At 36.4% G+C, this 22,293-nt stretch carries 31 protein-coding genes; 7 read left to right on the forward strand and 24 right to left on the reverse strand.

All coding sequences use genetic code 11. The features are described 5' to 3' along the window. Window positions 1-39: 39 nt before the first annotated feature. Window positions 40-378: a hypothetical protein gene (locus WC623_RS01700; protein ID WP_372847797.1), complete on the reverse strand. Its 339-nt coding sequence runs from the start codon at window positions 376-378 to the stop codon at window positions 40-42. A 200-nt stretch (window positions 379-578) separates the two neighbouring features. Here WC623_RS01700 and WC623_RS01705 point away from each other — a divergent pair, with 200 nt between their 5' ends. From WC623_RS01705 to WC623_RS01730, 6 genes are all read left to right on the forward strand, one after another. Beyond that, on the forward strand, window positions 579-1,817 hold the full coding sequence (locus WC623_RS01705; protein WP_372847798.1) for a porin: 1,239 nt from the start codon (window positions 579-581) through the stop codon (window positions 1,815-1,817). A 37-nt stretch (window positions 1,818-1,854) separates the two neighbouring features. Next, window positions 1,855-3,396 carry an acyl-CoA carboxylase subunit beta gene (locus WC623_RS01710; RefSeq protein ID WP_372847799.1) on the forward strand — a complete coding sequence of 514 codons (1,542 nt, stop codon included), beginning with the start codon at window positions 1,855-1,857 and terminating at the stop codon, window positions 3,394-3,396. 5 nt (window positions 3,397-3,401) lie between these two features. Continuing rightward, window positions 3,402-3,821, forward strand: coding sequence for a GNAT family N-acetyltransferase (locus WC623_RS01715; RefSeq protein ID WP_372847800.1), 420 nt, complete (start codon window positions 3,402-3,404; stop codon window positions 3,819-3,821). A 52-nt stretch (window positions 3,822-3,873) separates the two neighbouring features. Next, window positions 3,874-4,989, forward strand: a complete 1,116-nt coding sequence (locus WC623_RS01720; RefSeq protein ID WP_372847801.1) for a M42 family metallopeptidase — start codon at window positions 3,874-3,876, stop codon at window positions 4,987-4,989. A gap of 127 nt (window positions 4,990-5,116) precedes the next feature. Then, the gene (locus WC623_RS01725) at window positions 5,117-6,664 is read left to right on the forward strand and encodes a helicase HerA-like domain-containing protein (protein WP_372847802.1); all 1,548 of its coding nucleotides are present in this window, start codon (window positions 5,117-5,119) and stop codon (window positions 6,662-6,664) included. A gap of 100 nt (window positions 6,665-6,764) precedes the next feature. Further along, window positions 6,765-7,664, forward strand: coding sequence for an NDP-sugar synthase (locus WC623_RS01730; RefSeq protein ID WP_372847803.1), 900 nt, complete (start codon window positions 6,765-6,767; stop codon window positions 7,662-7,664). 74 nt (window positions 7,665-7,738) lie between these two features. Here the strand turns inward: WC623_RS01730 and dnaK are convergent, their stop codons facing one another. Beyond that, a complete protein-coding gene (dnaK, locus tag WC623_RS01735) occupies window positions 7,739-9,655 on the reverse strand; it encodes a molecular chaperone DnaK (RefSeq protein ID WP_372847804.1) in 1,917 nt (638 codons plus the stop codon). 169 nt (window positions 9,656-9,824) lie between these two features. Further along, window positions 9,825-11,033, reverse strand: a complete 1,209-nt coding sequence (locus tag WC623_RS01740) for an SAM-dependent methyltransferase (RefSeq protein WP_372847805.1) — start codon at window positions 11,031-11,033, stop codon at window positions 9,825-9,827. A 56-nt stretch (window positions 11,034-11,089) separates the two neighbouring features. Between WC623_RS01740 and WC623_RS01745 the strand changes: the two genes are divergently transcribed. After that, window positions 11,090-11,644 carry a 2'-5' RNA ligase family protein gene (locus WC623_RS01745; RefSeq protein WP_372847806.1) on the forward strand — a complete coding sequence of 185 codons (555 nt, stop codon included), beginning with the start codon at window positions 11,090-11,092 and terminating at the stop codon, window positions 11,642-11,644. A gap of 57 nt (window positions 11,645-11,701) precedes the next feature. Here WC623_RS01745 and rplQ read toward each other — a convergent pair whose 3' ends face one another. From rplQ to rpmC, 21 genes are all read right to left on the reverse strand, one after another. Then, entirely contained in the window at window positions 11,702-12,253 is a 552-nt protein-coding gene (gene rplQ, locus WC623_RS01750) for a 50S ribosomal protein L17 (protein WP_372847807.1), read from the reverse strand. A 90-nt stretch (window positions 12,254-12,343) separates the two neighbouring features. Further along, window positions 12,344-13,336 carry a DNA-directed RNA polymerase subunit alpha gene (locus tag WC623_RS01755; protein WP_349784342.1) on the reverse strand — a complete coding sequence of 331 codons (993 nt, stop codon included), beginning with the start codon at window positions 13,334-13,336 and terminating at the stop codon, window positions 12,344-12,346. A gap of 80 nt (window positions 13,337-13,416) precedes the next feature. Next, on the reverse strand, window positions 13,417-14,025 hold the full coding sequence (gene rpsD / locus WC623_RS01760; protein ID WP_372847808.1) for a 30S ribosomal protein S4: 609 nt from the start codon (window positions 14,023-14,025) through the stop codon (window positions 13,417-13,419). Window positions 14,026-14,090: 65 nt separating this feature from the next. Continuing rightward, window positions 14,091-14,480, reverse strand: coding sequence for a 30S ribosomal protein S11 (gene rpsK / locus WC623_RS01765; RefSeq protein WP_012780795.1), 390 nt, complete (start codon window positions 14,478-14,480; stop codon window positions 14,091-14,093). 21 nt (window positions 14,481-14,501) lie between these two features. After that, window positions 14,502-14,879 (reverse strand): 30S ribosomal protein S13, encoded by a 378-nt coding sequence (gene rpsM / locus WC623_RS01770; RefSeq protein ID WP_084237677.1) that lies wholly within the window; start codon window positions 14,877-14,879, stop codon window positions 14,502-14,504. Between the two features lie 111 nt (window positions 14,880-14,990). After that, the gene (ykgO, locus tag WC623_RS01775; protein WP_008244551.1) at window positions 14,991-15,107 is read right to left on the reverse strand and encodes a type B 50S ribosomal protein L36; all 117 of its coding nucleotides are present in this window, start codon (window positions 15,105-15,107) and stop codon (window positions 14,991-14,993) included. Window position 15,108: 1 nt separating this feature from the next. After that, window positions 15,109-15,327, reverse strand: a complete 219-nt coding sequence (gene infA, locus WC623_RS01780; protein WP_008244555.1) for a translation initiation factor IF-1 — start codon at window positions 15,325-15,327, stop codon at window positions 15,109-15,111. A gap of 71 nt (window positions 15,328-15,398) precedes the next feature. Beyond that, entirely contained in the window at window positions 15,399-16,184 is a 786-nt protein-coding gene (gene map / locus WC623_RS01785) for a type I methionyl aminopeptidase (protein ID WP_372847809.1), read from the reverse strand. Between the two features lie 7 nt (window positions 16,185-16,191). Continuing rightward, entirely contained in the window at window positions 16,192-17,529 is a 1,338-nt protein-coding gene (gene secY, locus WC623_RS01790; protein WP_372847810.1) for a preprotein translocase subunit SecY, read from the reverse strand. Window positions 17,530-17,532: 3 nt separating this feature from the next. Continuing rightward, window positions 17,533-17,979, reverse strand: a complete 447-nt coding sequence (gene rplO, locus WC623_RS01795) for a 50S ribosomal protein L15 (protein WP_349784338.1) — start codon at window positions 17,977-17,979, stop codon at window positions 17,533-17,535. Window positions 17,980-18,093: 114 nt separating this feature from the next. Next, window positions 18,094-18,273, reverse strand: a complete 180-nt coding sequence (gene rpmD, locus WC623_RS01800) for a 50S ribosomal protein L30 (protein ID WP_349784337.1) — start codon at window positions 18,271-18,273, stop codon at window positions 18,094-18,096. Between the two features lie 4 nt (window positions 18,274-18,277). Further along, the gene (gene rpsE / locus WC623_RS01805; protein ID WP_008244566.1) at window positions 18,278-18,796 is read right to left on the reverse strand and encodes a 30S ribosomal protein S5; all 519 of its coding nucleotides are present in this window, start codon (window positions 18,794-18,796) and stop codon (window positions 18,278-18,280) included. An 18-nt stretch (window positions 18,797-18,814) separates the two neighbouring features. Continuing rightward, complete coding sequence (gene rplR, locus WC623_RS01810) at window positions 18,815-19,168, reverse strand: 50S ribosomal protein L18 (protein ID WP_372847811.1); 354 nt, start codon at window positions 19,166-19,168, stop codon at window positions 18,815-18,817. Between the two features lie 5 nt (window positions 19,169-19,173). After that, window positions 19,174-19,731: a 50S ribosomal protein L6 gene (gene rplF / locus WC623_RS01815; protein WP_372847812.1), complete on the reverse strand. Its 558-nt coding sequence runs from the start codon at window positions 19,729-19,731 to the stop codon at window positions 19,174-19,176. A gap of 18 nt (window positions 19,732-19,749) precedes the next feature. Continuing rightward, window positions 19,750-20,148, reverse strand: coding sequence for a 30S ribosomal protein S8 (gene rpsH, locus WC623_RS01820; RefSeq protein ID WP_349784334.1), 399 nt, complete (start codon window positions 20,146-20,148; stop codon window positions 19,750-19,752). 115 nt (window positions 20,149-20,263) lie between these two features. Further along, on the reverse strand, window positions 20,264-20,533 hold the full coding sequence (gene rpsN, locus WC623_RS01825) for a 30S ribosomal protein S14 (protein ID WP_349784333.1): 270 nt from the start codon (window positions 20,531-20,533) through the stop codon (window positions 20,264-20,266). Continuing rightward, window positions 20,533-21,099 (reverse strand): 50S ribosomal protein L5, encoded by a 567-nt coding sequence (rplE, locus tag WC623_RS01830; RefSeq protein WP_372847813.1) that lies wholly within the window; start codon window positions 21,097-21,099, stop codon window positions 20,533-20,535. The genes rpsN and rplE overlap by 1 nt, the downstream gene beginning before the upstream one ends. Next, window positions 21,099-21,437 (reverse strand): 50S ribosomal protein L24, encoded by a 339-nt coding sequence (gene rplX / locus WC623_RS01835; protein ID WP_349784331.1) that lies wholly within the window; start codon window positions 21,435-21,437, stop codon window positions 21,099-21,101. The genes rplE and rplX overlap by 1 nt, the downstream gene beginning before the upstream one ends. Window position 21,438: 1 nt before the next feature. Then, window positions 21,439-21,807, reverse strand: a complete 369-nt coding sequence (gene rplN, locus WC623_RS01840; RefSeq protein ID WP_010599900.1) for a 50S ribosomal protein L14 — start codon at window positions 21,805-21,807, stop codon at window positions 21,439-21,441. Window position 21,808: 1 nt separating this feature from the next. Further along, a complete protein-coding gene (gene rpsQ, locus WC623_RS01845) occupies window positions 21,809-22,063 on the reverse strand; it encodes a 30S ribosomal protein S17 (RefSeq protein ID WP_349784330.1) in 255 nt (84 codons plus the stop codon). Window positions 22,064-22,076: 13 nt separating this feature from the next. Continuing rightward, complete coding sequence (gene rpmC, locus WC623_RS01850; RefSeq protein ID WP_131609991.1) at window positions 22,077-22,286, reverse strand: 50S ribosomal protein L29; 210 nt, start codon at window positions 22,284-22,286, stop codon at window positions 22,077-22,079. Between the last annotated feature and the right edge of the window lie 7 nt (window positions 22,287-22,293).

Consider the following 22,293-nt stretch of genomic DNA (forward strand, 5'->3'; position numbering starts at 1 on the left):
AAATTGCACAATTATCCCATTGAGAGAATTGCATTAAAACTAGCAGAGGTTAGGAGGCGGTGTAGGTACAGATGGATGAAACGGATCAAAATACCGTTTGAAGTTATCTATAAATCCACTATTGACACCAAAAAGACTAAGTACAGCTAAAAAGCTGTAATCATAATATACTTCAGTTCTAAAATCACTAAGCTTGACTTTAGCTTTTCCACTATCACCATCTGAACTATGCTCAGCTTCTAGCTGCATAATTACAGAAATCATCATATCCTTATCTATATGGTTGAAAAAAACAGGAGCACCAGAAATAATCATCTTTGCTGAAAAGATGCCAAGAAAGGTGATGACAATCAGTAAACGATATTTACTTAGGAACATTTATCTCTGTTTTTATTTTCACTTGGGGTCAAAAATAATTCCAAACTGAAAAAACCAACAACTTTTCGTGTAATAAAAATGTAATTTAGTTGTTATAAAGACTTTATTTCAGGGGAGGATAAATCAAAATCTAGCTGATATTCATAGAATAATGATCCATTAAATGTAATTTAGCAATTTTAAAAAACTTTTGCCCATTTATGAGACGAATATTATTTTGTTTATTGCTTTCTTGCCCTTTTATTACTCTTGCACAAAGCAATAACGCTCCTTCTAGCAAAGATCCACATGAAATTACGATAACGGGGTATCTTCAGACGCAATATCAGAGAGCACAATCTGAAGGTATATTATCTTATTCTGGTGGTGATTTTTCAGAAAACTCTAAAGATCGTTTCATGATCCGAAGAGGTCGATTAAAAATTGACCGGGTAGATAAGTATTCAAATATCGTTTTTCAACTTGATGCTACTCAAAATGGTGTTGCCTTAATGGATGCTTTTATACAATTGCATCACCCAGATGCTAAAGACTTTCAATTTACAGCAGGGCTTTTTAACCGTCCATTTGGATACTCAATTGTTTACTCATCGGGTTATAGAGATTTCCCGGAGAGAGCAAGAGTATTTCAGACTTTAATGCCTCGTGAAAGAGACCTGGGAGCAATGGTAAGTTTTGATCCCCAAAACAAAGCTCTTAAATTTTTAACTGCAGACTTAGCAGTAATAAATGGAAGTGGATACTCATCAAGGGATTATGACTCTAAAAAGGATATTGTTGGAAACTTGGGTTTTAAATTTGACAGTCTGGCAAACAAAAAATTACATATTGGCTTTGGTGGTTCCTTCTATAAAGGTTCGGTACGCAACGATACAGAAAGCTATTATACAAATACTGCCGGCGGTTTTGTTCAGAACACAAGTCCCAACTTTGTAGGTTACAACGCCAAGCGAGATTATTTTGGAGGGAACTTACAATTGCAATATGACAGCAATTTAGGTTCTACATCCTTGAAAGCGGAATATGTTGGTGGTACACAACCAGGTGTAGCTAACTCAGATAAAATTCCAGGTACACTTGCAAGCCAGAGTTTTTCTACGCAACCCACCACAGATCTTTACTTACGTGAATTTTCGGGATATTACTTATGGCTAAGTCACCAGATAGCTAAAAGCAGATTTACGGCTCTGCTTGCTTATGATTCTTACGACCCAAATACAAATGTAAAGGAGAAAGAAATTGGAGCTCCTGCTAGCAATACAACTGCGGGAGACATTAAGTTCAATACATTGGGTTATGGTATGACCTGCCAGATTAATGGAAGAATAAAACTAACCGTATATAATGAACATGTTGTAAATGACCGTACCCAATTAGCTGATTATTCGGATGATCTTAAAGATGACGTGTTTACAATGAGGTTGCAATATCGCTGGTAAAAAGTATATTTATAAAATTTGATAAAATCATCTTTTAATGAAGAACAAAATAGAGTTATTACAAGAAAAAGTAAAACAAGCTCAAGAAGGCGGTGGAAAAGCCAGGATAGAAAGTCAACATAAAAAAGGTAAACTTACTGCAAGAGAAAGAATCCATTTTTTAATGGACGAAAACTCTTTTGAAGAAATCGGAATGATGGTTACTCACCGTAGTACCGATTTTGGAATGGAACGGGAAAAGTATTTGGGAGATGGTGTTGTTACTGGTTATGGTAATATAAACGGTAGACTAGTTTATGTATTTTCTCAGGATTTCACGGTTTTTGGTGGTTCTTTATCAGAAACTCATGCCGAAAAGATATGTAAGATCATGGATATGGCCATGAAAAATGGCGCACCCGTTATTGGTTTAAACGATAGTGGTGGTGCCCGTATTCAAGAAGGTGTAGTTTCGTTAGGTGGATATGCAGATATTTTTTATAGGAATGTACAGGCATCCGGAGTAATCCCTCAGTTATCAGCAATAATGGGTCCTTGTGCAGGTGGCGCTGTTTATTCTCCGGCTATCACTGATTTTATACTCATGGTTGAAAATACTTCATATATGTTTGTTACTGGTCCCAATGTAGTTAAAACTGTAACGCATGAAGAGGTTAGTTCCGAAGAACTTGGAGGCGCATCTACACATGCTACTAAATCGGGTGTTACTCATTTTGCTTGCAGTAATGAACTGGATGCCATTAACCATGTAAAAAGATTATTAGGCTATATGCCGCAGAATTGTGAGGAGATACCAGCAATACTACCTTATGACCCAGCGGATGAAAGTCGCCCGGCATTGAACAATATTATGCCGCAAAATGCTAATCAACCTTATGATGTAAGAAGTATTATTGAAGAAGTAACAGATTCTGAAAGCTTTTTAGAAGTACATAAAGATTATGCAGAGAACATAGTGGTTGGCTTTGCTCGTCTTGCCGGAAGAAGTATTGGCATTGTAGCTAATCAGCCTGCTTATCTTGCAGGTGTTTTAGACATTCACGCTTCAACAAAAGCAGCACGCTTTGTGCGCTTTTGCGATTGTTTTAATATACCATTGCTTGTTTTAGAAGATGTGCCAGGTTTTTTACCAGGTACAGATCAGGAATGGAATGCCATTATCACAAATGGAGCCAAGCTCCTTTACGCATTCAGCGAAGCTACTGTTCCACGCATTACTGTAATAACCAGAAAAGCTTATGGTGGAGCTTACGATGTAATGAATTCAAAACACATTGGAGCAGATATGAATTATGCATGGCCAAGTGCTGAAATTGCTGTAATGGGTGCAAAAGGAGCTGCAGAAATCATCTTTAAGAAAGAGATCACCATAGCAGAAAATCCTGAAGAAAAATGGCTGGAAAAAGAAAAACTTTATTCAGATACATTTGCCAACCCATATCGTGCTGCTGAACGTGGCTTTGTTGATGAAGTAATTGAACCTGCTCAAACTCGAAGTAAATTGATTAAAGCTTTTAAAATGCTTGAGAACAAGGTTGTAAATAATCCACGTAAAAAACATGGAAACATCCCACTTTAAGTGTAATGAGTGACATTCAAATTGAACAAATCAGACATGACATCACCTGGCGCATCCGCCATGAAGTGATGTACCCTGATCTTCCTTTTGATTCAATTAAACTTGAGGAAGATAAAAACGGGATGCACTTTGGGTTATTTGCTAATGGTCAGCTTACTTCTGTTGTATCGTTATTCCACGAAGGTACAGTGTATCAATTCAGAAAGTTTGCAACAATTGTTAGCGCACAGGGAAAAGGTTATGGTGCATTATTACTAAATCATTTGATAAATTATGTTAAAACAGCTGGTGCTGAAAAGTTGTGGTGTAATGCCAGGGTTTCAGCAACTGGTTTTTATAACAAGTTTGGATTTATTGAAACAGATCAAAGATCTCTAAGTAATGACATAGATTTTGTCATTATGGAGTTACAACTTAATAATTAACTTGAGGCTTAGACCTCGATTTATATATTTGCTTATAATAAAAAACTGAATAATGGCTAAAAAGAAAGACGACAAGCAGACTCATGTTGCTGTAGTAAATAAGAAATCGCTCCAATTTTTTGAAGAATATATCAATAATCCATCTCCAACCGGCTTTGAATATCCAGGTCAGAAATTATGGCTTGATTATTTAAAACCTTATATAGATGAAAGCTTTATAGATAATTATGGTACTGCAGTTGGTGTAATTAATCCTAAAGCTGATTTTAAAGTTGTGATTGAGGCACATGCTGATGAAATTTCCTGGTTTGTAAATTATATTACTTCAGATGGGTTGATTTATGTAATCCGTAACGGCGGTTCTGATCACCAGATTGCCCCTTCTAAAAGAGTAAATATCCATACTGATAAAGGAATGGTGAAAGCTGTATTCGGATGGCCCGCTATACATACACGTGGTGCTGGTGAAAAAGAAGAGGCTCCCGCACTAAAAAATATATTCCTGGATTGTGGCTGTACTTCGAAAGAGGAAGTTGAAAAATTAGGCATTCATGTTGGTTGTGTCATTACTTATGAAGATGAGTTCATGGTGTTAAATGATCGCTATTATGTAGGCCGTGCGCTTGATAACAGAGCTGGTGGTTTTATGATTGCAGAAGTAGCTCGCCTACTTAAAGAAAATAAGAAGAAACTTCCGTTCGGATTATACATTGTTAACTCTGTACAGGAAGAAATTGGCTTACGTGGGGCAGAAATGATTGCACACAGAATTAAGCCCGATGTGGCTATTATTACTGACGTAACTCATGATACAACTACACCAATGATTAATAAAATTACTCAAGGTGACCTGGCTTGTGGAAAAGGCCCGGTAGTATCTTATGCTCCTGCAGTTCAGGTGAACCTGAATAAATTACTGATCGAAACGGCTGAGAAAAATAACATTCCTTTCCAGCGTCAGGCTTCATCACGTTCAACAGGTACAGATACAGATGCTTTTGCATATTCTAATGGTGGTGTACCATCTGCATTGATCTCTTTGCCCCTACGATATATGCATACTACTGTGGAAATGATTCACAAAGAAGATGTAGATAATGTAATCAGTCTGATTTATCATTCTTTGTTAAACATCAAGAAAGATCATGATTTTAAATATTCGAAATAACATATCTATCAGGATAACGAATATATACCGATAAAGAAAGGTGCATTTGACTGTAATCAAATGCACCTTTCTTTTTTTTTAACTCTGTTTTATTACTTTTATAGACCTTCAATTAAAACAACCTTCTATGAATGATCAATCAGCAAAGTTTACAGAAAAAATTAAAGCCTCTTACAAGCCTGTAGGTTCTTACATATATTTAGGAGCAGGAATATTGGATGGCCAGGTATTGGCTGATGCTGAAGTTAACCTGCCTCTACATATGATGAATAGGCATGGGTTGGTTGCAGGTGCTACTGGAACAGGTAAAACCCGTACGCTACAACTACTTGCCGAACAATTATCAGACGCTGGAGTCCCTGTTTTTATGCTAGATGTAAAGGGAGATTTATCAGGATTAAGTCAACCTGGACCAATCAACCCGAAAATCGAGGAAAGGGCTGGACAACTGAACAAGCCATTCACACCAGCTGGCTTCCCATTAGAACTTTACTCCCTCTCTGGGAAACTAGGTGCACAAATGCGTGCCACGGTATTAGAATTTGGACCCACCTTACTTGCAAAAATTCTTGATCTTAACGATACACAAACCGGCGTACTTGCGGTTATCTTCAAATATGCGGATGATCATAAAATGCCTATTATCGACTTAAATGATTTAAAAAAGTTAGTTGCTTATCTCTCTGATGAAGAAGGAGCCGAAGAGATTAAAAGTACGTATGGCAAGATATCAACAGCTACTTCAGGAACTATCCTCAGAAAAATAGTAACTATTGAACAACAAGGGTTAGGTGGAATGTTTGGTGAAACTTCATTTGATATTGAGGACCTTTTTGAAAAAGTTGATGGCAAAGGAACTATCAGTCTTTTAAACATCTCTGATGTACAAAATCAACCTGTTTTATATTCTACATTTCTTCTCAGTCTTCTTGCCGAAATATTCTATAATATGCCAGAAGCTGGTGACTTAGATAAACCAAAGCTAGTATTCTTTTTTGATGAAGCGCATCTACTATTTAAGAACTCTTCTAAAGCATTTTTAGAACAAATTGAGACTATCATCAGATTAATCCGCTCTAAAGGCATAGGCGTCTTCTTTTGTACCCAATCACCATCAGATGTACCCGAGAGTGTATTGTCGCAATTAGGTAACCGAATTCAACATGCATTAAGGGTTTTCACACCAAATGATGCTGATGCCTTGAAGAAAACCGTAAATACTTACCCTCGCTCAGATTTCTATAAAATAGATCAGATATTAACGGCCTTAGGTACTGGTCAGGCTCTTGTTACTGTTTTGAACGAAAAGGGTATTCCTACAGAAGTGGCAGCAACCATGCTTACCCCTCCAAGATCAATCATGGGTCCATTAACGAATGCAGAATACACTGCACTTACGCAATCAAGTTCAATGACAAGAAAATACCAGGAAACGATTGATCCTGAAAGTGCTTATGAGATACTCACCAATCGCATAAATGAGAAACAATCTGCTCAGGAAACTGAAGTTCAACAAGAAGAAACACCTAAAAAAGGTGAAAAGAGTCTGGTTGAACAAGTTATGGGTGCAACTATTACAAGACAAATCGGCAAGGAAATTGTAAGGGGTATATTTGGAATGCTTACGGGAAAGAAAACCAGAAGTAGTGGCGGGAAAGGTATATTTGGATTTTAACTCAAAAAACTCTCCATACCTAAACCAAAAAATGTATTTTAGCCCAAACATTCCAACTGTTCACATTGATTATTAACCTTTTCATTATTTTATTTATCGAATGAAACCCACTTTATTAATACTAGCTGCCGGAATGGCAAGCCGTTATGGCAGCATGAAACAAATTGATGGCTTTGGACCGAACGGTGAAACCATTATTGATTACTCTATTTATGATGCTATTAAAGCAGGCTTTGGCAAAGTAGTCTTCATTATTAAAGAAGAATTCCAAGATAACTTCAAAGCTATTTTCGAACCCAAATTAAACGGCAAAATTGAAACAGAATATGTATTTCAAAACTTCGATTTAAAACAATTTGGTATCGAAGAAGAAATATATCGCGAAAAACCATGGGGAACAGCACATGCGATTCTTTCTGGTCGAAAAGTGATTAACGAACCATTTTGCGTTATCAATGCAGATGATTACTATGGTTTCGATGCTTTTAAAAAAATGGTAGATTTTCTGAATGATGAAGCGACAGATAGCAATTATGCAATTGTTGGCTATCATATTGGAAAGACCTTGTCCGATTTCGGATCTGTATCTCGTGGTGTTTGCAAAACCAATGAAGACGGTTATTTAGATGAAATTACTGAGCGTACTCAGGTATATAAAAAAGGAGATACTATTGTTTATGAAGAAAATGGTGTTGAATATCCTCTAGAGTACAATACTCCTGTTTCAATGAATTTCTGGGGTTTCACCCCTGCAGTTTTCAAATTAACTGAAGACCTTTTTAAAATTTTTGCATTAGAAAATAAAGAGAAGCCTAAAGCTGAATTCTTTATTCCATTAATTGGTGAGAATCTGGTGAAAAATAACACTGCAAACTTTAAAGTGATTCCTACTTCTAATCAATGGTTTGGAGTAACTTATAAAGAAGATAAGCCTTTTGTACAAAACTGTATTGATGAGCTTGTTAAAGATGGAACTTATCCTGAGAATCTTTGGAATTAAGTTTCAATAAAATATAAAACAGAAAGCCCCCTGATCAAATGATCAGGGGGCTTTCTGTTAATTTTGAAGTATGATTACTTTTTGTCGTCTTTTACTTCTTCAAAGTCAACATCAGTAACATTATCGCTATTGTCAGCAGGTTGTCCTTCTGCTTGTGCATTAGCACCAGCTTCAGGTTGTGCTCCATCCTGACCAGCTTTATACATTTCTTCAGAAGCTACATTCCATGCATTTTGCAATGCCTCCTGCGCTACATCAATATCAGCAAAGTTTCTTGCAGCATGTGCATCTTTCAGTTTTTGCAAACCTTCTTCAATAGGTGCTTTTTTATCTGCAGAAAGCTTATCGCCAAATTCTTTTAATTGTTTCTCAGTCGAGAAAATTAAAGCATCAGCGCTGTTAATTTTATCAGCTTCTTCTTTAGCAGTTTTATCTGCCTCAGCATTTTGCTCTGCTTCATCTTTCATCCTTTTGATTTCATCATCAGTTAAACCTGAAGAAGCCTCAATACGGATTTTTTGCTCTTTACCAGTAGCTTTATCTTTAGCAGACACGTGTAATATACCGTTTGCATCAATATCAAATGCAACTTCTACTTGAGGAACTCCACGTGGAGCTGGTGGAATGCCGTCCAGGATAAAACGACCAATTGTACGGTTCTGAGCAGCCATAGGGCGCTCTCCTTGTAAAATATGAATTTCTACCGAAGGCTGGTTATCAGCAGCTGTAGAGAAAGTTTCTGCTTTCTTAGAAGGAATAGTTGTATTAGCTTCAATTAACTTAGTCATTACACCACCCATAGTTTCAATACCTAAAGAAAGTGGAGTAACATCTAATAATAATACATCTTTAACTTCTCCAGTTAATACACCACCTTGAATTGCAGCACCGATAGCTACAACCTCATCAGGGTTAACACCTTTAGAAGGCTCTTTACCAAAAAAAGCTTTAACAGCTTCCTGAATAGCAGGCATACGTGTAGAACCACCAACCAAGATGATCTCATCTATATCACTTGTTTTTAAACCTGCATTTTTCAATGCTGATTTACAAGGATCAATTGTACGTTTAATTAAATCTGCAGCTAATTGCTCAAATTTAGCACGGCTTAATGTTCTTACAAGGTGTTTAGGCCCGGTAGCATCAGCAGTGATGTAAGGAAGGTTTATCTCAGTGGAAGTTGTACTAGACAATTCGATTTTAGCTTTTTCAGCAGCTTCCTTTAAACGTTGTAATGCCATTGGATCCTGGTGAAGATCCATGCCATTTTCATTTTTAAATTCAGCAGCTAACCACTCAATAATAATGTGATCAAAGTCATCACCACCTAAGTGAGTATCACCGTCTGTAGATTTAACTTCAAAAACACCATCTCCCAATTCCAATACAGAAACGTCATGAGTACCACCACCACAGTCAAACACAACAATTTTCATGTCTTTGTGTGCCTTATCTAAACCATAAGCTAATGCCGCTGCAGTTGGCTCATTGATGATACGTTTTACTGTTAAACCAGCAATTTCACCTGCTTCCTTAGTAGCCTGACGCTGAGCATCATTAAAATAAGCTGGAACTGTAATAACAGCTTCAGTTACTTCATGACCTAAAAAGTCTTCAGCAGTTTTCTTCATTTTTTGCAGAACCATCGCTGAAAGTTCCTGCGGAGTATATTTACGGTCGTCAATCTCAACACGTGGAGTGTTGTTGTCGCCCTTAACTACTTTATAAGGTACACGGCCTGCTTCTTTAGTAACTTCAGCAAAGCTGCTTCCCATAAAGCGCTTAATTGAATAAATTGTTTTAGTTGGGTTAGTTATGGCCTGACGCTTAGCCGGCTCACCAACTTTACGCTCACCATTCTCTGCAAAAGCAACAATGGATGGTGTAGTACGTTTACCCTCACTGTTGGCTATAACTACAGGTTCGTTACCTTCCATTACGGCTACGCAAGAGTTTGTTGTTCCTAAGTCTATACCAATAATTTTTGACATCTTATTTATCTCTGTTTATGTTATGAAATCTTTTTATTTAAAATCTATTTAACAAGCAATGTGCCAATCAGATTTTGGCAGAAAATCATCCCTCTAAGGAATAATTAGTGAAATTTATGGCTGAAAGCTGTTACAAAAGTGTGACAGTATGACAGAAAACAGTCTGTTTCTATGACCTCAAATCAAACAATCTTTCCAAATGATGGTAGCCTATTCCAAAATAAGCCTTTGTTTCTTCGATCTTTTTTAAAATCTCAGCTTTTTGTTTTGCGTCCTTACTATTTGTTCCTTTACCTTTAATCTTAATGCCTACTACCAATACATTCTTAGGCGTATGTGCATCAGATATAAACTCAAAAACTTTCGTCTTATATCCAAAATATTCAAGAACCAAAGCTCTGATTCCATCAGTTACCATTTCAGCCTGGCGTTCCAGAAAAATTCCATATTTGGTTAAAAAGTTCAGTTCGTTTTTCACCTTTCCTTTTTCTATCTCTCTTCTGATTTGCTTATGACAACATGGGGCAACAACAATCAATTCTGCATTAGCCTGTATCCCTTTATAGATCGCATCATCAGTAGCCGTATCACAAGCATGAAGCGCAATCAACAAGTTGATTTGATTTACATTATAAGCCTCTATAGTCCCTTCTACAAACTCAAGTTTATTAAATTCAGACTTACGAGCGATATCATTACACAACGCTACCAAATCTTCTCTAAACTCGACTCCGGTAACCTTGGCATCAAGTTTCAATACATGGCGTAAATAATCATACAAAGCAAAAGTCAAATATCCTTTACCTGAGCCCATATCTACTACATTCTTTATAGTTCCTAATGGTAATTCTTTTATTAGTGAACTTAGTATCTCAATATATTGATTGATCTGACGATATTTATCTTGCGCATTTTTAAATACTTTTCCCTCACGATCTGTAATTCTCAATGCTTCAAGATAAGGTTTTCCAACAGGTTGGATTAATCTCTTCTTCTCCTTATCATGAGAAAATGAAGGCTTCAAATTTGATTTAACAAGCTTTTCTCTTAAAGAGATCAACTGCTTTTTTCCATGTTCCAAAATAACTTCCTTTTCTGTAGTAAAAAGTGTAGCAATCTTAAAATCATTACTCAAAAGATGATTGATCAAACCAATCCCTTCTGCAATTTGAAAATTCTTAAAGATATCTCTGGTTTTATACCGATAGGTAAACGAAAGCATATCTGTTCTCTTAATCTTTACCTTACGAACATAAATATTCTTCAATTCCTTTTCATTTCCCTGGTAATTACCCAATGAAATTTTTAAAAAAATATTTGAGGAAATACTTTCGGTTAACTGTACCTGAAATTGCTGTAAATGGAGTTGGTTGGACATGAATTTGAATTACTTTGCAAAGATAACCTTTTGAATTTAATTGTAAATTGGCTTTTATGAAGCATAACTACTTAATTGCTATACTGCCCCCACCAGAATTGAACCTACTAATTGACGAGGTTAGAAAAACCTGTTCAGAAAATTTCAAAGTATATAAGGCACTACGTCCACCTGTTCACATTACCTTACTCTTCCTCCCAAATATGGACGATGCTTCAGAAACACAATTGATCAACAGTTTGGAGGCAGCCAGAAACTTCAAACCTTTTACACAAAAACTGGAAAACTATGATGCCTTTACTGACAATGAAGTCGTTTTCATAAAAGCTCTTCTCAACAAAGAAATAACAAACCTATACAGAAACATTAAAAAAATAGTAGGTGCTGCTTCAAAAGACTTAAGAAGTCAGATCAGTCCTCATATTACTATTGCATATAGAGATTTAAAAGGTAAGTTCCAAGTAATACACGAATACTATAAAAACGAGAGATTTGAAGCCAGCTTTCAGGTCGATCATTTTACTTTGCTCAAACACGATCACATACAATGGAATATTCTAAAGCACTACAACTCCAGACCCGGCGATGAACAAATGCAGTTAGATTTATAAACAAAAAACCCTGACCATTATCCGATCAGGGTTTTCTTTATGATGATAAACGAATAATTATTCGCCTTTATCTTCAGTTTTTGCTTCTGCTGCCGGAGCCTCTGGAGATACCTCTTCAGTTGCAGGAGCTTCTTCAGCTACAACTTCTGCTTTGTCAGCTTTCGCTACAGGAGCATCAGATTTTTTAGCTTTGCTTCTGCCACGACGAGTAGTTTTCTTTTCTTCCGTTGCAGATTCTTTACCATAAACCTCATTGTAATCAACCAATTCGATCAATGCCATTTCAGCATTATCACCTAAACGATTGTTTAATTTGATGATTCTGGTATAACCACCTGGACGATTAGCAACTTTCGCTGCGATATCACGGAACAATTCAGTTACAACTTCCTTATCTTGCAAATAGCTAAAAACAACACGACGTGAATGCGTAGTATCAGATTTAGATTTAGTGATAATAGGCTCAACATACATACGTAAAGCTTTTGCTTTAGCTAAAGTAGTTGAAATCCTTTTATGCTTAATTAACGAAGAAGCCATGTTTGCTAACATCGCTTTACGATGTGAATCTGTTCTTCCTAAGTGGTTTACCTTTTTACCGTGTCTCATTTTTTGATTTATTCAGTGTATACCGTCTCTACTATTTCTATGCGAGGGAATTATACACTATTAACAATATTGTTATTTATTTTTTGCTAGTTATTCTTCGTCTAGTTTAAACTTAGATAAGTTCATACCGAATGATAAACTTTTCGATTTAACAAGCTCTTGAATCTCAGTTAATGATTTCTTACCGAAGTTTCTGAATTTTAACATGTCAGCCACATCATAAGAAACAAGATCAGCTAAAGTACGGATATCAGCTGCTTTTAAGCAGTTCAATGCGCGAACTGAAAGATCTAAATCAACTAATTCAGTTTTAAGAATCTTACGCATATGTAAAATTTCCTCGTCTACTTCTTTAGTCTCTTCTTTTGCTTGAGATTCTAATACTAAATTCTCATCAGAGAACAACATAAAGTGCTGGATCAAAATTTTCGCAGCTTCTTTAAGCGCTTCTTCAGGATGGATTGAACCATCAGTAGAAATATCTAGTATTAATTTTTCATAATCTGTTTTTTGTTCAACACGATAGTTTTCAATCGTGTATTTTACATTTTTCATTGGTGTAAAGATTGAATCAATTGCAATCACACCAACAACAGCATCATTTATTTTATTCTCTTCTGCGGGTACATATCCGCGGCCTTTATTAATGGTAAGCTCAACCTCTAAAGTAACGGATTTCTCCATGTTACAAATAACGAAATCTGGGTTTAGAACCTCGAAATTATTAGAGAATTTAGTAATGTCTCCAGCTAAAAACTGCTCTTGTCCATTAATTAAGATAAAAATTTTCTCTGAATCACCAGCGTCTCCTGATTTTTTAAAACGAACTTGTTTTAAATTAAGAATGATTTCTGTTAAATCTTCTACAACACCTTTAATTGTTGAAAATTCATGAGATACGCCTGAAAAACGAATACTTGTAATGGCATAACCTTCTAAAGAAGAAAGCAAAATTCTTCTCAAGGCATTACCAATTGTTACACCGAAACCGGGCTCTAAAGGACGGAACTCAAATGTACCATCGAAATCAGTCGATTTCTGCATGATTACTTTATCGGGTTTCTGAAATGCTAAAATTGCCATTTATAATGTTTTTAGATCGTTATTAAAATTATGTAACGCAAAAAAGTTAATTGCCTGTAAAAGGCAATCAACTAAATATATTACTTAGAGTATAACTCTACTATAAGGTTTTCCTTGATATTTTCTGGTATCTCGTCGCGGTTTGGATAAGCTAAAAACTTACCAGACAATTCGCTTGCGTTCCAATCTAACCAATTAAATTTATTGATAACTCTACCAGCTACTGAATTAGTAATAGCTTCTAAAGTTTTAGATTTTTCGCGAACTGCAACTACATCACCAGCTTTTAATTGATAAGATGGGATATTAACTACTTCACCGTTAACTGTTACGTGTTTATGGCTAACTAACTGACGTGCAGCTGAACGTGTTGTAGCAATACCTAATCTGTAAACTGTATTATCTAAACGAGCCTCTAATAATTGTAATAAAGTATCACCTGTAATACCACCGCGTGCTGACGCTTTAGTAAATAAGTTACGGAACTGACGCTCTAATACGCCATAAGTATATTTTACTTTTTGTTTTTCCATTAACTGTACAGCATACTCAGACTGTTTACCTCTTCTTTTAGAAGCACCATGTTGCCCAGGAGGGTAATTTTTTCTGTCTAGTACTTTATCAGGGCCGAAAATTGGTTCTCTGAATTTACGGGCGATTTTGGACTTTGGTCCTGTATATCTTGCCATTGTTCTTTGTTTTAAAGTATCATGCAACCTTACGCTGCAGACTCTTAGCTTTAAAAATTAATAAATTAAACTCTTCTCTTCTTAGGAGGACGACATCCGTTGTGCGGAAGCGGTGTAATATCTTTGATAGAGGTTACTTCTATTCCTGAAACTTGCAATGTTCTAATTGCAGATTCACGACCAGAACCTGGACCTTTAACAAATACATCTACTTTACGTAAACCTAAGTCAAATGCTACTTTACCGCAGTCAGATGCTGCTTGTCCAGCTGCATATGGAGTGTTCTTTTTAGAACCCTTGAATCCCATTTTACCTGCAGAAGACCATGAAATAGTTTGACCATTGTTATTTGTTAAGGTAACAATGATATTGTTAAAAGTAGCATTGATGTGCGCCTGACCAACAGGCTCAATAACAACAATACGCTTTTTGGTAACTTTTTTACTCTTAGCCATAATTATTATTCAGTACTAATTTTATTTAGTAGCTTTTTTCTTGTTTGCAACTGTTTTTCTCTTGCCTTTACGTGTACGAGAGTTGTTCTTAGTACGTTGACCACGTACCGGCAAACCTTTTCTGTGACGTAAACCACGGTAACAACCGATGTCCATTAAACGCTTAATGTTCAATTGAACTTCTGAACGTAAAGCTCCTTCAACTTTAATACCATCGTTGATAATGGTACGAATTGCAGATAATTCATCATCTGACCAATCCTGTACTTTCTTGTTAAAATCTATGCCTGCCTCCGTTAATATACGTTGCGCAGTTGCTCTTCCTACTCCGAAGATGTAGGTTAGCCCGATTTCACCTCTTTTGTTTCTTGGTAAATCTATACCTGATATCCTTGCCATATTTGTATTTAGCGATTTTGATTTACGATCTTCGATTTACGATCTACGCTCAAAAGGCATTAACCTTAATCCACGCAATCTACTTCCGTAAATCTTAAATCTAAAATTTAATTAACCTTGACGTTGCTTAAATTTAGGGTTTTTCTTGTTGATAACGTAAAGCTTACCTTTACGACGAATAACCTTACAATCAGCACTACGTTTTTTAATTGATGACCTAACTTTCATTTTATTTATATCTATAAGTAATCCTGCCTTTTGATAAATCGTAAGGCGACATCTCTAATTTGACTTTGTCCCCTGGTAAAATTTTGATGTAATGCATCCTCATTTTTCCAGAGATATGAGCGATAATCTCGTGGCCATTCTCCAGTTCTACCCGAAACATGGCATTTGATAGTGCTTCTCTTATTACACCGTCTTGTTCAATTGAGGCTTGTTTAGCCATATAATATTGATTTTTACTTAATTAGCTGCTATTAAACCGGGATGCAAAATTAAATAAAAATATTTAATTATTTACCTTTTTTCTTTTAAAACTTCTTCAATGAAAGAAAAGGTAGATAAAACATCTGCATTACCCCTTTTTACTGCAACAGTATGTTCAAAATGTGCTGAAGGCTTATTATCCTTACTGGTAACTGTCCAGCCATCAGACCAAAATTTAACACCTGCTGTACCCGCGTTGATCATTGGTTCTATCGCTATCACCATCCCCTCTTCCAACTTAATTCCACTACCCCTTCTACCATAATTAGGTACTTCGGGTTTCTCGTGCAATTTAACACCAACACCATGACCAACTAATTCCCTTACAACTCCAAAACCATTTGCCTCTGCATAAGCTTGTACAGCATAGCCTACATCACCTATCCTAGAGCCCACAACAGCTTTATCAATTGCAAGTCTTAAGCACTCTTGTGTAACATCTATTAACATCTTCCGCTCTGCATCTACTTCTCCTATTGAAAAAGTATAAGCTGAATCACCGAAGAACTTATTCTTAATTACACCGCAATCAACAGAAATCAAATCACCCTCTTGAATTACATAGTCTCCAGGAAATCCATGAACCACTTGTTCGTTTGGTGAAATGCATAATGAATATGGGAAACCATTATAATTCAAAAACGCAGGAATTGCTCCATTGTCCCTAATAAATGTCTCCGCTAAATCATTCAGTTGTTTTGTTGTAACCCCGGGACCAATAACTTTGGCCACTTCAGCCAAAGTTTTTGATACCAGTAAAGAACTTTCTCTTATTAGTTCTACTTCTTCTTTTGATTTATAATAGATCTTAGACATTCTATTATTAAATCACTGCATTACTACCACTCGCAGCAGGAATCCCTGTACGACCAGTAACTCTACCAGTCTTCATCAATCCATCATAATGACGCATCAATAAATAACTTTCAATCTGTTGTAATGTGTCCAAAACAACGCCAACAAGAATCAACAAAGATGTACCTCCATAGAAATGAGCAAATTCAGTTTTAATTCCAAACTTGACAGCTACAGAAGGTAGAATTGCTATAATAGCTAGAAAAATCGCTCCGGGGAAAGTAATCTTAGAGATCACATCATCAATAAATGATGAGGTAGATAATCCGGGTTTAATTCCAGGAATGAATCCTCCATTCTTCTTCATGTCATCAGACATTTGAGTTGGGTTCACAGTAATAGCAGTATAGAAGAAGGTAAATGCAATAATTAAAAATGCAAATGTCAAACTATATGCCAATGAAGTATAATCACTAAATTGAATCAACCAGGTATTCTGCAATGAAGGAAAGAAACCAGTTAATGTAGCCGGAATGAACATCAATGCCTGAGCAAAGATAATCGGCATAACACCCGCAGCATTAACCTTTAGTGGAATGTATTGTCTCACTCCTCCAAATTGTCTGTTACCTACAATGCGTTTTGCATACTGTACAGGAACTTTTCTAACGCCCTGAACAATCATGATTGTAAACATCACAACTGCAAATAGTGCTACTATTTCCAATACAAGTGCAATCAGTCCACCACCCTCACCAATCACTCTTGAACTTACCTCTTGATATAAAGCAATGGGTAAACGAGCGATAATACCAACCATAATGATTAGTGAAATACCATTACCAATTCCTTTATCTGTAATCTTCTCACCAAGCCACATTACAAATAATGTACCTGCTGAAAGAACAAAGGTCGCCAGGATGAAGAATAAAGTATGATCAATTACAATAGCCTCAGGTGGAACCTGAGTCTTCACATAACCAATTGCCTGAACAGCGGTAATGGCTATTGTCAGATAGCGCGTAATCTGATTAATTTTCTTTCTTCCGCTTTCTCCTTCTTTTTGCATTTTCTGAAAAGAAGGAACAGCGATACCTAATAGCTGAACTACAATAGAGGCTGAAATGTAAGGCATCACACCTAAGGCCAATATAGATACACGAGAGAATGATCCACCCGCAAACATATCCAACAGACCTAAAATGCCTGACTTTGTATTATCGCCTAAAAGTGTTGCATCTACACCTGGTAATACCACGTGAGATACAAACCTATAAACTAAAAGAATCATGAGCGTATAAAGTATACGCTCTTTTAATTCTTGAATTTTCCAAATATTACTTAAGGTAGTAAACAGCTTCTTCATTAATTACAATTTTTCGATTGAGCCTCCAACAGCCTCAATAGCTTTTTGTGCGGTTGCAGAAAAAGCATGTGCTTTAACTTCTATCTTAGATTTAACTTCACCACGACCTAAAATTTTAACTAAGTCGTTTTTAGATGCTAAACCATGCTGTTGCAAGATAGCAAAATCTATACTTGATAAGTTAAATTTTTCTGCCAAACCTTGTAATACATCTAAGTTTACACCAACGTATTCAACACGGTTAATAGGCTTGAAACCTACTTTAGGCACGCGACGTTGCAATGGCATCTGACCACCTTCAAAACCGATTTTAGTTTTGTGACCAGAACGAGATCCAGCACCCTTATGACCACGAGTGGAAGTACCACCGCGACCAGAACCAGTACCACGACCAATTCTCTTACTATTTTTAGTAGAACCTGCTGCAGGTTTTAAATTACTTAAGTTCATTTTTAAACTTATTGTGCTGCCCTTCGCTTTCACTAATCAGGGACAACGGTTAAACAATATACAAAGGTTGCAAATGTAATTATATTAACCACATTCACAACCTTATTTAATAATTTATATACTTTCGATAGCGATTAAGTGATTCACCTTTCTAACCATTCCAATAATGGCGTTAGTGGCTTCAACTTCTACACTTTGGTTCATTTTAGTTAAACCTAAAGCTTTCATCGTTCTTTTTTGGCGTTCGCTTCTGTCGATAATGCTTTTTACCTGGGTTATTTTGATCTTAGCCATAATATTATCCGTTAAAAACTTTATTTAAATCAACACCACGTTGTTGTGCAACAGTGTAAGCATCACGCATTTTTGTTAAAGCATCTACAGTTGCTTTTACCACGTTGTGAGGATTTGATGAACCTTTTGATTTTGCTAGTACGTTATGTACACCAGCACTCTCCAATACAGCACGCATCGCACCACCAGCAATTACTCCGGTACCTACAGCTGCAGGTTTGATTAATACAAAACCGCCTGAGAATTTACCGATTTGCTCGTGAGGTACAGTACCATTTAACAAAGGAACTTTAACTAAGTTCTTTTTAGCATCATCGATCCCCTTTGCAATTGCTTCTGTTACCTCTTTTGCTTTACCTAATCCGTAACCTACGATTCCGTTCTCGTCTCCAACAACCACAATGGCTGAGAAGCTGAAAGTACGACCACCTTTGGTTACTTTGGCAACGCGTTGTATGCTAACTAAACGATCTTTTAATTCGATCTCGCTAGTCTTAACTCTTTTTATATTGATAGTTGACATTCTTATCTAATTTTCAGATTAAAATTCTAAACCAGCTTCGCGAGCACCTTCAGCCAAAGACTTAACGCGACCGTGGTATAAATAGCCGTTTCTATCGAAAACAACTTGTTTAATACCTGCTGCGATTGCTTTTTCGCCTACTAGTTTTCCTACAGCTACTGATTGCTCAGATTTATTTCCTGTACCTGAAAAATCTTTAGATAAAGATGAAGCTGATACAATTGTAATACCGGTTACGTCGTTAATGATTTGAGCATAAATACCTTTATTGCTTCTATAAACCGATAAACGTGGACGGCTGTCAGAACCTGTTAATCTTTTTCTGATACCTTTTTTTATACGATCTCTACGAGATAATTTTTTCCCTGCCATGATGATTATTTTTTAGAAGCTGATTTACCTGCTTTTCTTCTTAACACTTCGCCTACAAACTTGATACCTTTACCTTTATATGGCTCTGGTGCACGTAACGAACGGATTTTCGCTGCTACTTGTCCTATCAACTGCTTATCAATACTCTCTAAAATTACTTTTGGAGTCTGACCTTTTTCTGAAAGTGTTGTAACTTTAATCTCTTCTGGTAATTGGAAAACATAGTGGTGAGAGAAACCTAAAACTAAGTCCAATGTATTACCAACGTTTGAAGCACGGTAACCAACACCTACTAGTTCTTGAGTTACTTTATAACCTTCTGTTACACCAACAACCATATTATTGATCAAAGCACGATATAAACCGTGTAATGCTTTGTGTCTTTTTTGTTCTGATGGACGTTGTACGGTTAATACGCCGTCTTCCTGACTAACAGTGATATCTGTATCTACTGCTTGAGTTAACTCTCCTTTAGGCCCTTTAACAGTTACTACATTCTCTTTAGAAACAGTAATTGTTACACCTGCAGGTACATTAATTGGGGCTTTTCCTATTCTTGACATTTTGCTATCCTCCTTTAATTAATAAACGTGACACAAAACCTCGCCACCAATATTTAGTTTAGCAGCTTCCTTATCAGTCATAACACCTTTAGATGTAGACAAAATTGCAATACCTAAACCATTTAATACTCTTGGCATATTTTCTACGCCGGCATATTGCCTTAAACCTGGTTTGCTAATACGTGTTAAAGTGCGGATTGCAGGGATTTTAGTAATAGCATTATATTTCAAAGCTATTTTAATGATTCCCTGAACTGTATTGTCCTCAAATTTGTAGTTAGCAATGTAACCTTTGTCAAAAAGTACTTTAGTAATTTCCTTTTTTAGGTTTGATGCAGGAATCTCTACAATTCTGTGATTTGCCTTGATGGCATTTCTTACTCTTGTAAGATAATCTGCTATTGGATCTGTATTCATTTTTATATAGTTGTGATAGTGGTTTCCTTTCCGACCTATTCGGAACGACCTTCCATCGGTTAAATTTTTGTTTACGGTTTAAGGAATTGAACCCCAAACACAAGTAAGCTGGTAATTACCAGCTTGCTTTTCTTACTCCTGGGATTTTCCCTGCTAAAGCCATTTCGCGGAAAGTTACCCTTGAAATGCCGAAAGTACGCATATATCCACGAGGACGACCAGTTAATTTACAACGGTTGTGTAAACGTACAGCCGATGAGTTTTTTGGTAATTTATCTAATCCTTCGTAATCACCTGCAGCTTTAAGTTCTGCACGTTTTTCCGCATACTTAGCAACCAATTTTTGGCGCTTAATTTCGCGTGCTTTTACACCTTCTCTTGCCATTATTGCTCTGTTTTTTGATTTTTAAATGGTAATCCAAATTGCTTTAAAAGTTCCAATGCTTCAACATCAGTAGTAGCAGATGTTACAAATGTAATATCCATACCTAAAATCTTGCTGATTTTATCGATGTTAATCTCAGGGAAGATGATTTGCTCAGTTACACCTAAAGTGTAATTGCCATGACCATCAAAACCTTTATCATTGATACCTTTGAAATCACGAATACGTGGCAAAGCTACAGAAATTAAGCGATCTAAAAACTCATACATGTTATTGTCACGTAAAGTTACACGTACACCTACTGGCATACCTTTACGCAATTTAAAGTTTGAGATATCTTTTTTAGACTGTGCTCCAACTGCTTGCTGACCTGCGATAGTAGTCATCTCTAAAATAGAGCTGTCCATAATCTTTTTGTCAGTTACTGAAAAACGTCCAACACCTTGGTTGATAGCAATTTTCTCTAACTTAGGAACCTGCATAACGCTTTTGTAATTGAACTTATCTTTAAGTGCAGTTACAATTTCCTCTTTATATTTACTTTTTAATCTTGGTACGTAAGCCATTATTTGATCTCCTCTCCTGATTTTTTAGATACCCTAACTAATTTCCCATCAGCATTAAGCTTTCTGCCAACGCGCGTAGTTGCACCTGTTTTAGGATCAATTAGCGCTACGTTAGAAATATGAAGAGCAGCCTCTTTTTTAATGATACCACCATTAGGGTTAGCAGCATTTGGTTTTGTATGTTTTGATACAAGGTTAACACCTTCAACTAGGATTCTGCTTTTAGAAATTAATACTGAAAGCACAGTTCCTTGCTGACCTTTTGAATCGCCGGCGATAACCTTTACTAAATCACCCTTACGGATTTTTACTTTTGGTGTAGTTACTTTATTTTTCATTTTATAATACCTCCGGTGCTAATGATACAATTTTCATGAATTGTTTTTCACGCAGTTCTCTTGCTACCGGGCCAAAAATACGTGTACCGCGTGGCTCATCTTGTGCATTCAATAATACTGCTGCATTGTCGTCGAAACGGATGTAAGAACCATCCTTACGTCTGATCTCTTTCTTTGTTCTTACTACAACTGCTTTAGAAACTGTTCCTTTTTTGATGTTTCCAGAAGGCAATGCACTTTTAACGGTAACAACAACTTTGTCACCAATAGAAGCATAACGCTTCCCTGTACCACCTAGTACACGGATAACCAATACTTCTTTTGCGCCGCTATTATCGGCTACGTTTAATCTTGATTCCTGTTGTACCATGTTATTTAGCCCTATCTAAAATTTGCACTAATCTCCAGTTCTTGTTTTTACTCAGCGGACGAGTTTCCATGATCAGTACTGTATCTCCAATACCGCAATCGTTTTTCTCGTCATGAGCCATAAATTTGGTAGTTTTCTTTACGAACTTACCATAGATCGGGTGTTTCACTTTACGTTCTACCGCTACAACAATAGATTTATCCATCTTGTTGCTCACTACCAACCCGGTTCTTGTTTTTCTTAATTGTCTTTCCATTTCGACTCTAAAGTTATTTAGTTTCAGTAGCAGACTCAGCTTTACGCTTAGTCACTTCAGTATTTAATCGGGCAATATTTCTCCTAACCTTGCTAATGCGGCTTGGGTTCTCTATAGCCGAAATTGTATGCGCAAACTTTAACTTTACTAAGTTTTCAGTCTCTTCTGCAATCCTGGCTACTAGCTCTTCTTGTGAAAGCCCTGTAATTTCTGAGTTCTTCATTTTATTA

The sequence above is a fragment of the Pedobacter sp. genome (assembly GCF_041645105.1).
Classification (GTDB): Bacteria; Bacteroidota; Bacteroidia; order Sphingobacteriales; family Sphingobacteriaceae; genus Pedobacter.